The following is a 15,127-nucleotide window of genomic DNA, read 5'->3' on the forward strand; positions in this document are numbered from 1 at the left end:
TTACTGCTCCTTGGTTTCTTCACGTAATAAAAGTTGCTGTTCGATTGCAGCTAATGACGATAAGGTTTTTTGCATTTCAGCGTTTAATGCTTGCTGTTGTTTTTTGGCATTTATTTGCATTAACACCTGCTGCTTTTGCAGCCATAAATAGTGTTTTATATCGTCTGGCCAATAGTAAGCCTGATCTAGCTTAAGCAATTGACTCATAACAGTATCAGGGTCGCGACTAAGGTTGACGCATGCGGTATTAAAAAATGCCTTAAGTGCTTGCTCCCCTAAGTAAGTTTTATTGTCAGGCGTTAATTTAAAGCCACCACATTGATGGGCATGCCATGCAATAACTTGCGCGGCGGGCGGATACATAAGATCTAGTTTTGGCCGCGGCTTTGGATTGGGCTGAGTTTGAGCTATTAGCTCAGGTTTAGCTGGTGTTTGAGTGTTTGTTAATTCACACCCAGATAAAAAAACGAGACTGCTGGTTAGCCATAAAATAGCCATTAAACGCGCAGACATATTATTTAACTCCTTTATTTTTATAGGGGATGACAATGTTAAATCGACAGCCTTGCGGCTCATTATGCTCAATAGTTAACTTACCCTGTAACTGTTCAACCGACTCTTTTACTATGGTAAGGCCTAAACCACTGCCTTGAAGACTAATCTCTTTACTGTGTTTACCTTGATAAAAAGCGCCAAAAACATGTTCTTTTTCATGCTCTTTAATACCACAGCCCTCATCAGCAACCTGTATAATTAAGTTATTACTTTCTAAACTTAAACTAATCGACACAGCTTGGTTTGGCTTTGAAAACTTTAAACCATTAGAGATTAACTGAATTAAAATCATTTCAATTAATTCTCTCGGTAAATTAAGTGCAACTGTCGGTAAGCTATTGTGCCAAATAAGCGACTGCTCTCGTGCGTTTAACCTATGTTCAAAATGATTACTTACCTTTTTAATGAGCTGGTTAAATTCCACTTCACTCACATTATCTTTACTGGTTCGAATCGCGTTATAGCTTAACAAACTGTCTATCATAGTGCGTAATCGCACCATAGATTGACTGATTAACCCAAGCACTGCTTTTTGCTCATTATTAATCGGCCCAACAATTTCATCGGCTAATAATTCAGTGCCCTCCACCATAGAGGCCAAGGGTGTTTTTAGCTCGTGAGTAACATGGCGTAAAAACGTATCTTTTTGCTGCTCTAGCATATGCAATTGCGCTTGCACCCACTGCAATTTGTTACCTAGTTCAATAAGTTCAGCAGATCCCTGCACCGATATTTTTTGCTGCCAATCTCCTTGGCCTAATTTATCAATAACGGAGGTTAAACCTTTTAAACGGCCACTTATCCGCCATAAAAACCCACCCCCAACAAGTAAGGTTAAAGGCGTAAGTGCCACTAACCAGTTTATAAAGGAGGCTTGTAAATTTGTCAGTTTAATTTGGTTTTGAGTGATTTTGGCTTCATTGGTTTCGCGAAGCCACATTGTTAGATCTGCCAGTATTTCACTAATTGGCACAAACAACTCTGCTTGCTCACGAGCTTCAACCACCAGTTTGGTATGCGCTGCTTTTAGCGTATCTGTTAACCTTTGCCATTGTTGAGTACTTTGCTGGCTGCTAGAAAGCTGTTTAAGCTCATTTATATTGTCCAGCGATGACTGCCATTTATCCACGATAAGTTTATCGAGTGAATCGCTTTTTAAAACCCAATTTTGCCTTGTTGCCCTTTCTAAACTGTTGAGCTCTTGTTTAAGAGCATTAAACGACTTGGTTACTTGGTAGTTATTACTGACAATTTGCTGCGTGACCGCTAATTGTTTATTTAATACATTTAAAAATACAATAACCACAATAGACAAAGGCAAGAGTGACAACAGCATGCTCATTACAAACTGGCCAATCAAATTAGGACGCCAATTTACCAATGCTTTATATTTTTCAGCCATGATTACAGGCATACACTAATCCTTCACTACTTTTAAGCGCTCTATTATTAAGCGTTCAACTTATACACTCGCTGAACCAAATACATTTTTGAGAGTAAAACCGTTGCAATGTCGCACAATTGCGACAAGTTAAGCACTTGATTTAAAAATAGTAAAAAACCCTAACTGAGAAAATGTTGCATAAAACACACAAGCGTCGGTAAATATTACCTATTAAAAATACGCTAGAAAGTTAAACCTATGATTTTTAATAAAAATAAAAACTGGCACCATAATTGTATTACGCTTATAAATATTAATTTTTAAAGGCCAAGGAATGACTAAAGGTTATTTAAAATCGACTGTATTAATAGCGTTATGTTTCACAAGTATCCATTCATTTGCTCTTGATGTGAACACAGCATTTTACAGCCTAGATAAGGACAGCAACGGCACATTAAGTGAAGCGGAAGCTGGTGAAGATGCATTACTGCATGAGAATTTTGCACAAATAGATAAAAATGAAGACGGACAATTATCGTTCGATGAATTTAAACAGTTTGTAAAATAAAGGAGTATATTTATGAAACAATTAATTGGTGCTTTTTCACTACTATTTTTGGCTATTAGCGCGACGGCATTGGCATCGTCGTTAAATGTACGTTTTATGCATTTAGATAAAAATATGGATGGCCAAATATCGCTTACAGAGGCTAAACAAGATAAACAGCTACTCAAGCAATTTACTGATTTAGACAAAGACAATAACGAGATGATTTCTAAAAAAGAGTTCGATAACTTTAAACTTTAAGCTTAGATTCAAGTTTCGTTTTGTAATATAGAGTTAAAAGCATTTGCCATAATCCCTGAGGGAGTGTGTAAACGGATTTAATGTTGGGAGTTAAATTATGGCAAGTGCTTTCTTTCAATACTGCAGCAATTTAAATACACCTTGGAACGCCAACTATGAGAATACTGCTTCCCTTTATTGGTGCTTTACTTTTTATCAGCCAAAGTGCATTGGCACTTGATGTAAAGCAACGCTTTGAGCATTTAGATACAAATAATGATGGATATTTAACCCACAGCGAGCTTGCTGCTCAGCCTCAGCTATTAAACTCATTTTCAAATTGGGATGAAAATCAAGACAACAGAATTTCTTTAGCTGAGTTTAAAAACTACTTAACCACTAACCTGTTCTGAGCATTTATATGAAGCATTTTAAAAATATTATTTTACTAACACTGACTGTTTTTAGCTGTATGAGTTTTGCAACAAGCAGTTATATTGCCGAAAAATTTGAAAAACTTGACCGCAACCAAGATGGCTTTTTAACTCGCTCTGAAGCTGCCAGCGATCCTGCTTTATGGTCACGCTTTGGCAGTTATGACCGTGACAAAGACACACAATTATCATTAAGCGAATACAGTTTGTACGCCAGTAAATAAATTGCCTCCTCAAACAAAGCTTGGTTAACAATATCAAGCTTGAGAAGGTTTAACTCCCATTGTTAACACATCCTATTTCCCCCTTAACTTGTTGCTTGCTTTAGCTAAAAGCTGACTTATACGACGCTTAATAAATTATGCTATTGGTATTCTAAATTTGAGTTTGCTACTGTGATAGTTCAAATAATAACAATGTGCGTCTTATGCAACTGATAAAAATAATAAAACCGATATTACTAGCAAGCCTTTGTGCCGTCACTAGCGTGGCAATAGCACAAACTCAAGTCATTTATAATGCTAATGGCTACTCACCTTTGTATAAAGGAAAAATGCGCCATGGCGAAGTAAACACATTTACAACCTTAGTTATAAAAGATGGCAAAGTAGTTAAAACAGGTCCAGACAGCTTAAAAAATAGCTTTCCTGGTGCAACCCTAATTGACGCGAAAGGAAAAACTCTACTCCCAGGGCTCATTGATGCGCATGGACATGTCATCGGGCTAGGTAATAATTTGTCGCAACTTGATGTGCGCGGTGCAAAGTCCGTAGATGAAGTAACCGCTAAACTCAAGGAATTTTCCAAAGATAAAGAAGGTTGGATCATTGGTCGAGGCTGGAATCAAGAACTATGGTCAAATACTCGCTTTCCTTCGGCCGCTGACTTAGACAAAGCAGTTAACGATCGCCCTGTTATTTTATCGCGAGTAGATGGTCATGCCATTTGGGTTAACTCAAAAGCATTAGAACTTGCCAATATTAACGCTGACACATCAGCCCCAGCTGGCGGAGAAATTATAAAAGATGAGTTTGGTAAGCCCACCGGCATTTTTATCGATAAAGCAGAAACCTTGGTTACTCAACATATGCCTGCAACGTCTGCACAATCGGTCAGTAATGCATTAGATGCCGCAGGTAAACACTTACTGAGCCTAGGCATTACCTCAACTCATGATGCAGGTATTGATAAAACCACATGGCAAGTTTACAAACAACGCGCCGAGTTAGGCACATTACCGCTTAGAATTGTAGCGATGTTAAGTGCAGCAAGCCCCGACTTAAGCGCTATGCTTAAAGCGGGTCGTTATCAAGATGCACAGGACTTTTTATCTATCCGCAGTGTAAAAATTTATGCTGATGGCGCATTAGGGTCACGTGGTGCTGCGCTTATTGAAGAGTACGCTGATAGAGCCAACCATTTTGGCCTTATGCTTGAAACCCAACAAAAGCTAGAGGAACTATTTACCCTGACTTTTAAAAATGGTTTTAGCGCTAACACGCATGCAATTGGCGATAGAGCAAATAAAATTGTGCTAGATGCTTATCAAAATGTATTTAAACAAACCGGTGGCATACTACTGCGCAATCGTATGGAGCATGCACAAATAGTCTCGCCAGAGGATATCCCGCGCTTTAAAACCCTGAAAATAATTCCATCTATGCAACCTGTGCATGCCACATCAGACATGCATATGGCTGAGCAGCGTTTAACCGACAAGCAACTACAAGGCGCTTATGCTTGGCAAACATTTTTAGACCAAGGTTCAACGATTGCGGCGGGATCTGATTACCCTGTCGAACTGGCGAACCCGTTTGATGGTTTATATTCTGCGATAACGCGCATGGATCATAATCAACTGCCTGAAAACGGTTGGCGCGCCAGTGAAGTTTTGAGCAGGGAAGATGCATTGCGTGCCTTTACCCTTGGCGGCGCGTATGCAGCGCATCAAGAATTTAAAGTAGGTAGTTTGGAGCAAGGTAAATGGGCTGATTTTATACTGATTGATCAAGACTACTTTAAAGTGCCTATTGAGCAGCTTTACAAAACTCAGGTGCTGGAAACGTGGATTGCCGGTAAATTACGCTACCAAAAAGATTCAGCAAAGTCTGAGTAAAAACAAAAAAGGGTTAACTTAAAAGTTAACCCTTTTTTGTATCAGCCTTAGACTGACGATATAACTTAATAATGTGATAAATATTGACCAGAGCTAACAAGCCGTTAGCAAATGCCACCGGCACAGAACCGATTGCTGCACCGTAAAAAGTAAACGCAATACAGCCAAGTAAATTAAACCAACGTAGTTTGGTCACATCGGTCATGGTCAAGGATATAACTAATAATGCAGATGCTAAATAACCTAAATATTCCCAACTCAATTGTTCTCTCCTAGGCTTTAGGTTAATATTACCAGCTAAATTTTAGTACATTATTAAAAACTGCTACGTAGCAGTTTAAATAAAAAAGCTAACTTACCAATAAAACCTTAAAATATGCTGGTTTTACCCACAATTTTTTAATCATTACACGGTAGAATGAAGGCCATTTAACGCCATTAAATAAATAACGGCGTGGGTAAGTTAGCGTAAATTCTTAATCTTAATGCTATCGTCATTAAGGTGTAATAAATAGGACAATTGTCCGAAGAGCATGATTGATGTTTCAATACCATTTTTCCAGTTACCTTGTTGAACAGCTGCTGACATTTGCCGGCAGTAGTTATCAGCAATCAAAAAAAGAAATATTAATACAGCAAGACCAACCACTCACTAAGTTGGTATTGGTGCGAAGTGGTACTGTATCGTTTAGTTACGATGTGGGGAATGGTCGACGCCTGCTGCTTGGTCAACTCGACTGCAACAACACTTTAATTGGTGAAATTGAAGCACTGAATAATAACCCGTGTATTTATACGGTAACCTGCTTCAGTGATGTTACGTACAATCTTATTGAGCTAAAGCATTGGCGTTCATTATTGCTCGACAAACCAGAATTGAGCCTATACACGGCGCAAACAATTGCTGCTAAGTTCCAAGAAAATCAAAAGATTAACTTAGATAAACTGTTGCTTCCCTTAAGCTACAACATTGCTAAAGACTGCTTATTACGTGCAGAAAATAACAACCCTACTTTATTGCGCGCCTATCCTACGGTAAATGCAGAAGCTGAGCGCTTTGCAACCACTGAACGTGCATACCGACGGGTAGTGAGTGAGTTGGTAGAGAAAAATCTAGTGCAACGAAGCACCCAAGGGCTGCAAGCTGTCGATATTCCTAAACTCAGTGAATATGTAGATAGCTTTGCACAACTTTAAAGACAATAAAAAAGGCCATTAAGGCCTTTTTTATTGAGCAAAGTCACGTTTATTTTTCAAGTAAAATATCGTGGATTTTAGCTAAATCAGATTTACCTTCAATAATTTCATCCGGCGTTAACCCTGATAATTCATGCGGGAATACTAACCATTCTTCAGATTCATGAATGTAGTAATCTGGCACTGTATCTACTTTTGAGTTTTTTGGCTTGTAGTATGGACAAGCAATACGAATATCACTCGGTAAGTTTAAACGCATTAGCTCAGAGAGCTTCTCTTTTAGCGCCACGATGCTTCGACCTGAGTCAAATACATCATCCACAATCAGTAATGAATCACCCGCATTCGCGTTTTCAACTATGTAGTGTAAACCATGTACTTTTATTTCTTTTGATTGCTTACCAATACCGTAATAAGACGACGTACGCACCGCAATATGATCGGTTTCTATGCCTTTGTAGTCATAATATTCTTGAACTGCAATCCCGATTGGAGCACCACCGCGCCATATACCAATAATAAAATCTGGACGAAAGCCATCTTTATACACTTGTGCCGCTACGCGGAATGAATCTTCAAGTAATTGTTGAGCCGTGATATAGCACTTTTCTGACATAGTAAGGATCCCAGTGGTATGTATAATATTTGAGCGAGGTTTAAATGAAATAGATGCCCAAACACGTATTGGCGAAGGATTTTACCGTAAATAAAACAAAATTGCTTGTATGGCGGATAAAAAAATAGGCACCCTTAGGCACCTATTTTTTAACTAATTGCTTAGTCTGAGTTGATTATGCTTTTTCAAGCAAGGTGCGCGCTACTGTACGCATACCTTGTGTAGTTGCACCTGAAGCCCACTGACTAGTACCACCACCCATATTAAATGCTGCCGCTAAATCAATATGTACCCAACCTTTACCATCGTTTGGCACAAAGCGAGATAAGAAACCTGCTGCATTTGAAGCACCACCATAGCCACCGCCTTTTTGTGCACGGCTGTTTGCTGTATCGGCATACGGTGATGGGCAGTTTTGTTGATGCCACTTTTCAAGCGGTAATGGCCATGCGGCTTCCATTTCTTGTGATGCAAAGTCTTCTACTTCACGTACTAGCTCTTTATCAAGGGCAAATAACGCGTTGTATTCTTGACCAACGGCAACAAGGGCTGCGCCCGTTAATGTTGCTGCGTCAATAATAAGTGGTGCACCCGTCTCACCTGCCGCCATTAGGCCATCAGCTAATACTAAACGGCCTTCAGCATCTGTGTTTACAATTTCAACGCTTGTGCCATTTTTGTAGGTAAGAATGTCACCTAGTTTGTATGCATGACCGGAAATTAAGTTCTCTGCACAACATAAAAACAGCTTAATGCGCTTTTCTACACCACGATTAATGGCCAGCGCTAAACCTGCAGTTACCGTTGCAGCTCCGCCCATGTCGCACTTCATGCCTAACATGCCTTCGCTAGATTTAATTGAGTAACCGCCTGAGTCAAATGTAATACCTTTACCTACAAGTGCTGCGCTTACTGGTGCGTTATCATCGCCAGTTGGGTTGTAATCAAGCTCAAGTAATACAGGTGGGCGTTCACTACCACGACCTACAGCATGAATACCAATCCATTGCTGCTCTAATAGCGCATCGCCTTTTATTATTTGGTAGCTAACATGTTCTGGTGCCAGTGATTGAATAAATTCAGCCGCTTTTTCTGCTAGGCTCTCTGGGTAAATGTCATCGGCGGTGCCGTTAACCATTTCACGTGCCCACGTTGCTGAAGCTTTTAAATCAGCAAGTTCTTTTAAATCAGATTGTGCATTATCAACAAACTCAACACCGTGCAGTACTTTTGGTGATACAAAGCCTTGGTAAAATGCCCATTGGCTCTCTGTACACCAAACATCGCCTTCAAGCACAACACTTTTAATGCCTTGGCTTGCAATAGTACGACCCGCTTTTTGCACGTTTTTTAATGTTTCTTGCTCAGATAAATGAACCGTTGCGCCGTGTTCGTTAAAAGATAGTGACGCACTTTCGCCCCAGTGTCCTGGTGCCGATTGCTCGCTTAATTGAACAACAAATTTTTCACTCATGTTAGAATATCCTTGCACTTAAATGTATGGTTGAGTTTACTATAGCGCGCCTAAGTTCCCAACAGCTTGCGGTAAATAACCTCAAATAGACCGCAAAGTCTTATTTTACTTAACCTGAACTCTGGTTATATAAGGAAGTCATTAATGAAATACACCCCGCCATTACAATCTGCTACGTTATTAAAACGTTACAAACGCTTTTTAGCTGATTTAGAGCTCAGTGATGGCAGCACTTTTACCGCTCACTGTGCTAATACGGGGAAAATGACGGGCTGTGCAGACTCTGGTTTTAATGCCTTTTATTCCACCAGCAGTAACACCAAACGAAAGTACCCACAGTCATTAGAGCTGACGCAAAATAACTTATCACAGCTTATTTGTGTAAACACAGCCGTTGCTAATAAAGTAGTAGAAGAAGCGATTAACGCTGAAGTGATTAAAGAGCTGACAGGCTATCAACAAGTCCAAAGTGAAGTGAAGTATGGCAGTGAAAACAGCCGCATCGACTTTTTACTTACCCACAGCAGTAAAGCCAATTGCTATGTTGAAGTTAAATCAGTGACTCTCCTAAGTGAAGAGCATCCACAAAGCGGCCAAGGTTACTTCCCTGATGCGCAAACAGTTCGTGGGCAAAAGCATATTCGTGAATTAATCGAAATGGTAAAACAAGGGCATCGTGCGGTATTACTATTTTCGGTGCTACATCAAGGGATCACACAAGTGAGTGCGGCGGCACATATAGATTCAACCTATGCACAATTACTAAGCGAAGCGATTGAGCAAGGCGTAGAAATATTAGCTTATAAAGCCCATATTTCTGCTAGTGAAGTAACTTTAGTTGAGAAAGTGGCGTTTGTTGAGTAAAAGCGCGCATTTAAACGTTGGTATTGCGCTACGCCAAAAAAATACTTAGTCAAAAAGTAAAAATAAGTTGTTTTTATTATTATTGCCCATATAACTACGCCAGTTTATAAACCAATACTGTGATAAGAAAGTATAAGTAGTACTTTTACTACTTTTATATCACCAAACAGGGTTAAGCTAATTCGATTATTTAAAAATAAATTTGCCTAGGGTATGAGTTTCTGTTATTTATACCGCCGGCTAATGCTGAGGCATTAAATTAAGGATTTAGGAGAGAGTTATGCCAGACCAAAAAAGACATGGTTTATTGGCTCAAGCCGGTTTAGAACCATACCAAGAAAAACCGGGTGAAGAGTACATGAATGATGCACAACGTGCTCATTTTAAAACAATTTTAGAAACTTGGCGTAATGATTTACGTAACGAAGTTGATCGTACCAAATCACACATGCAAGACGAAGCAGCAAACTTTCCTGATCCCGTTGACCGCGCAGCACAAGAAGAAGAGTTCTCATTAGAGCTTCGTACTCGTGACCGCGAACGTAAGTTAATTAAAAAAATTGAAAAAACAATTATATTAATTAAAGAAGACGAATTTGGCTTTTGTGAGTCTTGTGGCATTGAAATTGGCATTCGTCGCTTAGAAGCGCGCCCTACTGCTGATTTATGTGTAGACTGTAAAACACTTGCTGAAATCAAAGAAAAGCAATCTGGACGCGGCTAATTAAGTATAGCCATGTCTTCTACAGCCGTTACTGCGCAAGTATCTAACTATCGCGGCCGATTTGCACCGTCCCCTTCCGGACCGTTACATTTTGGCTCACTTGTGGCGGCTGTAGGTAGCTATCTAGATGCAAAAGCGAACCAAGGAAAGTGGTTAGTTCGCATTGAAGATATAGACACCACTCGCGTTGTAAAAGGCGCCGCCACCGATATCCTAAATACCTTAGACGCCTATAACCTCAATTGGGATGAAAACGTTGTGTACCAAACACAGCGTCTTACTATTTATCAAGATGCCGTTCACGCTCTGTCACAACAACAGCTTGTTTATGCCTGCCAGTGCTCTCGTAAGCAAATAAAAGCCCTCGGCGGCATTTATCAAGGGCAATGTAAACACAGCCAACTAAGTGAACAAGGTCATGCCCTACGTTTAACTCAATGCTATGCAACCGTTGATTATAAAGACCTTATTCAAGGGCATATTGACGTGGACCCAGCTCTCGCTCATGAAGATTACATAATCAAACGCAGCGATGGTTTATTTGCCTATCAACTGGTGGTGGTTATTGATGACATTGAGCAGGGGATTAATCGTATTGTGCGAGGCGCTGATTTAATTGAACCGACTGCGCGTCAAATTAGCTTATTTAAACAGCTAAATTGCCCTATTCCAGAGTTTGCTCATTTGCCTTTGGCTGTAGCAAAACCAGGGTTTAAACTGTCTAAGCAAAATTACGCCCCTGCAATTTGCAAACAAAATCCAAAGCCCACTTTAATAGCTGTATTCGAATTTTTAGGCTTGCCAATACATGAGCAACTAATGGATTTAAACACAGAACAATTACTCGCTTGGGGCGTGGCGCATTTTAACTTAAGCCTTGTTCCTGCTAAGCGCGAAATACAGATTTAACCTCCCATTACGTATTACGTGTGATTAATTCAAATAAAATCGTTAAAAATGGCTTAATTTCAGTGCTGCAACTTAATTTTTTTACCTTGCTGGTATATGATAGCCGCCTAAATATATGCTAATTACATTAAACGGTAAGAATCACGCTTTAAGCGAATACTTGCTGTGATTTTGATTGCAATGGCGAGCAAATCAACCGCTTCTCTAGGAGACAGACTATTATTTCCAAGCTTTTTCAATTTTGTCGACAAATTATCGGCCCAAGTGCCAATAACGAAAATGTCGCAATCAGCAGTGAGCCGTTAGTGATCCCTAGAGGTGAGCATGGTATTTCTCGCAAACAATTTAGCCCAAATGCAATCAAAGTACTCTACCGCCTAAAAGATGGTGGCTATGATGCTTACTTAGTTGGTGGTTGCATTCGCGATGTATTGTTAGGCCAACAACCTAAAGATTTTGATGTTGTAACCAATGCTACCCCTGAGCAAGTAAAAAAACTGTTTCGTAACTGTCGCTTAATTGGTCGCCGCTTTCGTTTGGCGCACATTGTTTTTGGCCGTGAGATTATTGAAGTGGCCACAATGCGCGGCCATCACGAAGCACAAGAAGATAAAAATCAAATTAGCCAGTCAAGTGAACATGGGCAACTTCTTCGCGATAACGTATTTGGTAGCATTGAAGAAGATGCAGAACGCCGTGATTTTTCAATCAACGCTTTATACTACTCGATTAATGATTTTTGTGTTTACGATTACGCAAATGGCTTAGCCGCTATCAAAGCAAAACAAATAGAATTAATTGGCGATCCTGAAACACGCTACCGTGAAGATCCGGTACGTATGCTTCGCGCAGTGCGCTTTGCCACCAAGTTAGATATGCAAATAGCGCCAGCAAGCGAAAAGCCGATTACCGAATTAGCGAGCTTGCTTGATAATATTCCGCCAGCGCGTTTATTTGAAGAAATACTCAAGCTATTTTTAAACGGCAAAGCACAGCAAAACTTTATAATGCTGCGTCAGTACGGTTTATTTAAGTCGTTATTTCCTGAGCTAGACCGTATTTTAAATAAAAACCCTGGCGGACTTGAAGAAACCTTCATAAAGCAGATGTTTGCAAACACTGATATCCGTATTAATGCAGATAAAAAAGTCACTCCTGCATTCGTATTTGCAGCATTACTGTGGTTCCCGCTGATTGAGCGTACTGAAAAAATTAGACGCCAAGAGCAACTATCAGAATACGATGCATTTGCTCAAGCAATTAATAAAGTACTGAGTGAGAATGCCCAACATATTGCCGTACCAAAACGCTTTACTTTAGGTGCCCGTGATATTTGGCATATTCAACAACGCTTAGATAAACGTGCTGGCCAGCGTGCCTATCGTTTAACACAGCAGCCGCGCTTTAAAGCCGCTTATGATTTTTTACTATTGCGTGTTGATGCTGGTGAAACTGAGCATACAGAGCTGGCACAGTGGTGGACACAGTACTTAGGTCAAGATATTAATGGCCAAAAAGAAATGGTACGAGAGCTTGGTCATCAAGGTGGCCCAAAGCCACGCAAGCGACCTCGTCGTCGTACTACTAAAAAGCCAGCTGAGTAAATAATGTTACGTGTCTATTTGGGGTTAGGTGCAAACCTTAACAGCCCTAAAAAACAACTTGATAACGCTGTTATTGCACTTAAAAGCTTGCCAAACAGCGAACTTATAGCCTGCTCGCATTATTATGCGAGCAAGCCTATGGGACCACAAGATCAACCTGATTATGTGAATGCAGTCGCCTGTATCAACACTTCACTTGAGCCAGAGCAACTACTCGATTTAACCCAAGCCATAGAACTGGAACATGGGCGAGTCAGAAAGGCTGAGCGCTGGGGCGCACGCACATTGGATATTGATATTTTATTATTTGGTGAACACATTTTAAATACCGATCGTTTAACCGTGCCTCATTACGGATTAACTGAGCGAGAATTTGTTGTTTACCCACTGCAAGAAATTGCACCGGAACTGATTTTACCTAGCGGCGCATCTATCAAACAGATAGCAAATACCCTACCGCTTAACGACTTACAACAATTACCACGGTAATTAATTAAGGCCATTGTCTGCGAGAATATTATGTCTAAAATAACCGTTTCAACTTTGAATAAAATGAAGGCTGAAAGTAATAAAATCACTGCGTTAACAGCTTACGATGCTAGTTTTGCTAAGTTATTTCATGATAACGGCGTTGATGTTGTTTTAGTTGGTGATTCTTTGGGTATGGTATTACAAGGTGGCGATGATACCTTAGCGGTTACAAACCAAGAAATTGCCTACCATACTCGCTGTGTGCGCGCAGGAAGCCGTGATTTATTTGTTATTGCTGATTTACCGTTTATGACCTACGCAACCCCAAATGATGCGTGTAAAAATGCTGCAGAACTGATGCGCGCGGGTGCTAATATGGTCAAACTTGAAGGCGGTGAATGGCTACATGACAGCATTAAATCACTAACCCAACAAGGTATTCCAGTGTGTGGCCATTTGGGTCTTACACCGCAATCTGTGCATGTATTCGGTGGTTTTAAAATCCAGGGCCGTGAAGAAGCGCAAGCGCAAAAAATTATTGCCGATGCAAAAGCATTAGAAGCCGCAGGTGCTCAACTACTGGTGCTTGAATGTATTCCAAGTGCCTTAGCAAAACGCGTTACAGAGTCATTGAGCATCCCTACAATCGGGATTGGTGCGGGTAATGCAACCGATGGTCAAATTTTGGTTATGCACGACTTGGTGGGCATTTCTGCAGGTTATATTCCTAAATTTTCAAAAAACTTTTTACTCGAAACAGGCAATATGCCTGCTGCAGTTAAAAAGTATTGTAACGATGTCAAAAGCGGCGTATTCCCAAGCGCTGAACACGAGTTTAAATAATGCAGTCAATCACTGAAATAAAATCATTACGCAGTCAAATTAGAACCTGGCGCCAAGCCGGTTTAAGCGTGGCATTTGTTCCTACTATGGGCAACTTACACCGTGGTCATTTTTCACTGGTAGAAAAAGCTAAAACACTGGCCGATAAAGTGGTCGTGAGCATTTTTGTTAACCCAATGCAATTTGGTGCTAACGAAGATTTAGACAGTTATCCGCGTACTCTAGATGCTGATAAGCAAGGGTTAGCTGATCTTGAAACAGACATTTTGTTTATCCCCAGTGTTGAGACTATTTACCCTAATGGTTTAGGCGCGCAAAGCTTTGTTGATGTGCCTGGTATTTCAATGGGATATTGTGGTGGTTCACGCCCAGGCCACTTTAAAGGCGTAGCGACTGTTGTTACTAAGCTATTTAATTTAGTACAGCCTGATTATGCTTGTTTTGGTGAAAAAGATTTTCAGCAGCTACAAGTTGTTAAAACCATGGCTACTGACTTATCAATACCAGTAGAAATTATTGGTGTACCTACCATGCGTGAAGTTAGCGGCCTTGCCATGAGCTCGCGTAATGGGTACTTATCAAGTGATGAAAAACAAACCGCTCCTGCTTTATTTAATACCTTAAAGCATTGTGCGCAGCAAATAAAAAGCGGTAATAAAGACTTTGCTACATTGGAAAGTGAAGCAAAGAACGCATTAGAAAACGCAGGCCTAAAACCAGATTATTTTTCGATAGCTCAACGAGATACATTAAAAGCTGCTACACTCGAAGATACACGATTTGTAATTTTAGCTGCCGCCTTTTTAGGTAGTGTTAGATTAATCGACAATATTCAGGTTGAAGTTTAATACTGGTGTGGCCTCATTTTAAGGATAAGCATGAAAACTTTTTTTAAAACTAGCCTCGTGGCTTTTTCGTTTGCAGTTATTGCTGGCTGCCAGAGCCAGCCGGGTAATCCAGCACTTAATCAGTGTGCTCAACAAAGTTATCAATGTGAAACCAGCTGCGAACAGCAAACAACCACCGATAGTCTTAAATCGCAGGTTTGTTCATCAAAATGTATTGAGGCTTACAATCAATGCAAAGTACAAGCTGAAAACTTAGGTAAAGCAACAAACTAAATAATCTTAAGTAAAACAAAAAAACCGC

General features: G+C 40.2%; 19 protein-coding genes. 14 read left to right on the forward strand and 5 right to left on the reverse strand.

Features of this window, described 5'->3' with window-relative positions:
• Positions 1 to 513 carry a hypothetical protein gene (locus FLM47_RS12270; RefSeq protein ID WP_178956506.1) on the reverse strand — a complete coding sequence of 171 codons (513 nt, stop codon included), beginning with the start codon at positions 511 to 513 and terminating at the stop codon, positions 1 to 3.
• A gap of 1 nt (position 514) precedes the next feature.
• On the reverse strand, positions 515 to 1,969 hold the full coding sequence (locus tag FLM47_RS12275; protein ID WP_178956507.1) for a HAMP domain-containing sensor histidine kinase: 1,455 nt from the start codon (positions 1,967 to 1,969) through the stop codon (positions 515 to 517).
• Positions 1,970 to 2,273: 304 nt separating this feature from the next.
• On the opposite strand from FLM47_RS12275, the gene FLM47_RS12280 reads away from it, so the two are divergent.
• The 5 genes from FLM47_RS12280 to FLM47_RS12300 all read left to right on the forward strand — a co-directional run bounded on the left by FLM47_RS12280 (position 2,274) and on the right by FLM47_RS12300 (position 5,276).
• Positions 2,274 to 2,507, forward strand: a complete 234-nt coding sequence (locus tag FLM47_RS12280; protein ID WP_138609158.1) for an EF-hand domain-containing protein — start codon at positions 2,274 to 2,276, stop codon at positions 2,505 to 2,507.
• A 12-nt stretch (positions 2,508 to 2,519) separates the two neighbouring features.
• On the forward strand, positions 2,520 to 2,747 hold the full coding sequence (locus FLM47_RS12285) for a hypothetical protein (protein WP_076918368.1): 228 nt from the start codon (positions 2,520 to 2,522) through the stop codon (positions 2,745 to 2,747).
• A gap of 155 nt (positions 2,748 to 2,902) precedes the next feature.
• Positions 2,903 to 3,139, forward strand: a complete 237-nt coding sequence (locus FLM47_RS12290; RefSeq protein ID WP_178956508.1) for an EF-hand domain-containing protein — start codon at positions 2,903 to 2,905, stop codon at positions 3,137 to 3,139.
• Between the two features lie 8 nt (positions 3,140 to 3,147).
• Positions 3,148 to 3,384 (forward strand): EF-hand domain-containing protein, encoded by a 237-nt coding sequence (locus tag FLM47_RS12295; protein WP_178956509.1) that lies wholly within the window; start codon positions 3,148 to 3,150, stop codon positions 3,382 to 3,384.
• A gap of 203 nt (positions 3,385 to 3,587) precedes the next feature.
• The gene (locus FLM47_RS12300; protein WP_178956510.1) at positions 3,588 to 5,276 is read left to right on the forward strand and encodes an amidohydrolase; all 1,689 of its coding nucleotides are present in this window, start codon (positions 3,588 to 3,590) and stop codon (positions 5,274 to 5,276) included.
• Positions 5,277 to 5,301: 25 nt separating this feature from the next.
• Here FLM47_RS12300 and FLM47_RS12305 read toward each other — a convergent pair whose 3' ends face one another.
• Positions 5,302 to 5,538, reverse strand: coding sequence for a YgjV family protein (locus tag FLM47_RS12305; RefSeq protein ID WP_138609166.1), 237 nt, complete (start codon positions 5,536 to 5,538; stop codon positions 5,302 to 5,304).
• A gap of 278 nt (positions 5,539 to 5,816) precedes the next feature.
• Here FLM47_RS12305 and FLM47_RS12310 point away from each other — a divergent pair, with 278 nt between their 5' ends.
• The gene (locus FLM47_RS12310) at positions 5,817 to 6,473 is read left to right on the forward strand and encodes a Crp/Fnr family transcriptional regulator (RefSeq protein ID WP_076918373.1); all 657 of its coding nucleotides are present in this window, start codon (positions 5,817 to 5,819) and stop codon (positions 6,471 to 6,473) included.
• A gap of 49 nt (positions 6,474 to 6,522) precedes the next feature.
• Here the strand turns inward: FLM47_RS12310 and FLM47_RS12315 are convergent, their stop codons facing one another.
• Together FLM47_RS12315 and pepB are read right to left on the reverse strand one after the other, a co-directional pair.
• Positions 6,523 to 7,089 (reverse strand): phosphoribosyltransferase, encoded by a 567-nt coding sequence (locus tag FLM47_RS12315; protein WP_010387648.1) that lies wholly within the window; start codon positions 7,087 to 7,089, stop codon positions 6,523 to 6,525.
• Positions 7,090 to 7,264: 175 nt separating this feature from the next.
• Positions 7,265 to 8,563, reverse strand: a complete 1,299-nt coding sequence (gene pepB, locus FLM47_RS12320; protein WP_054201839.1) for an aminopeptidase PepB — start codon at positions 8,561 to 8,563, stop codon at positions 7,265 to 7,267.
• Between the two features lie 144 nt (positions 8,564 to 8,707).
• On the opposite strand from pepB, the gene sfsA reads away from it, so the two are divergent.
• From sfsA to FLM47_RS12360, 8 genes are all read left to right on the forward strand, one after another.
• Complete coding sequence (gene sfsA / locus FLM47_RS12325; RefSeq protein ID WP_178956511.1) at positions 8,708 to 9,427, forward strand: DNA/RNA nuclease SfsA; 720 nt, start codon at positions 8,708 to 8,710, stop codon at positions 9,425 to 9,427.
• A gap of 280 nt (positions 9,428 to 9,707) precedes the next feature.
• Positions 9,708 to 10,151 carry an RNA polymerase-binding protein DksA gene (gene dksA, locus FLM47_RS12330; protein ID WP_008111170.1) on the forward strand — a complete coding sequence of 148 codons (444 nt, stop codon included), beginning with the start codon at positions 9,708 to 9,710 and terminating at the stop codon, positions 10,149 to 10,151.
• Between the two features lie 12 nt (positions 10,152 to 10,163).
• Positions 10,164 to 11,060, forward strand: a complete 897-nt coding sequence (gene gluQRS / locus FLM47_RS12335; protein WP_138609170.1) for a tRNA glutamyl-Q(34) synthetase GluQRS — start codon at positions 10,164 to 10,166, stop codon at positions 11,058 to 11,060.
• A 305-nt stretch (positions 11,061 to 11,365) separates the two neighbouring features.
• Positions 11,366 to 12,664, forward strand: a complete 1,299-nt coding sequence (pcnB, locus tag FLM47_RS12340) for a polynucleotide adenylyltransferase PcnB (RefSeq protein WP_178956512.1) — start codon at positions 11,366 to 11,368, stop codon at positions 12,662 to 12,664.
• 3 nt (positions 12,665 to 12,667) lie between these two features.
• Positions 12,668 to 13,153, forward strand: a complete 486-nt coding sequence (gene folK, locus FLM47_RS12345) for a 2-amino-4-hydroxy-6-hydroxymethyldihydropteridine diphosphokinase (protein ID WP_178956513.1) — start codon at positions 12,668 to 12,670, stop codon at positions 13,151 to 13,153.
• 30 nt (positions 13,154 to 13,183) lie between these two features.
• Complete coding sequence (panB, locus tag FLM47_RS12350) at positions 13,184 to 13,978, forward strand: 3-methyl-2-oxobutanoate hydroxymethyltransferase (protein WP_178956514.1); 795 nt, start codon at positions 13,184 to 13,186, stop codon at positions 13,976 to 13,978.
• Positions 13,978 to 14,826 carry a pantoate--beta-alanine ligase gene (gene panC / locus FLM47_RS12355; RefSeq protein WP_138609176.1) on the forward strand — a complete coding sequence of 283 codons (849 nt, stop codon included), beginning with the start codon at positions 13,978 to 13,980 and terminating at the stop codon, positions 14,824 to 14,826. The genes panB and panC overlap by 1 nt, the downstream gene beginning before the upstream one ends.
• A gap of 30 nt (positions 14,827 to 14,856) precedes the next feature.
• The gene (locus tag FLM47_RS12360; protein WP_138609178.1) at positions 14,857 to 15,099 is read left to right on the forward strand and encodes a hypothetical protein; all 243 of its coding nucleotides are present in this window, start codon (positions 14,857 to 14,859) and stop codon (positions 15,097 to 15,099) included.
• The last annotated feature ends 28 nt before the right edge of the window (positions 15,100 to 15,127 follow it).

Origin of the sequence: Pseudoalteromonas sp. Scap06 (assembly GCF_013394165.1) — a bacterium.
Taxonomy (GTDB): Bacteria; Pseudomonadota; Gammaproteobacteria; order Enterobacterales; family Alteromonadaceae; genus Pseudoalteromonas.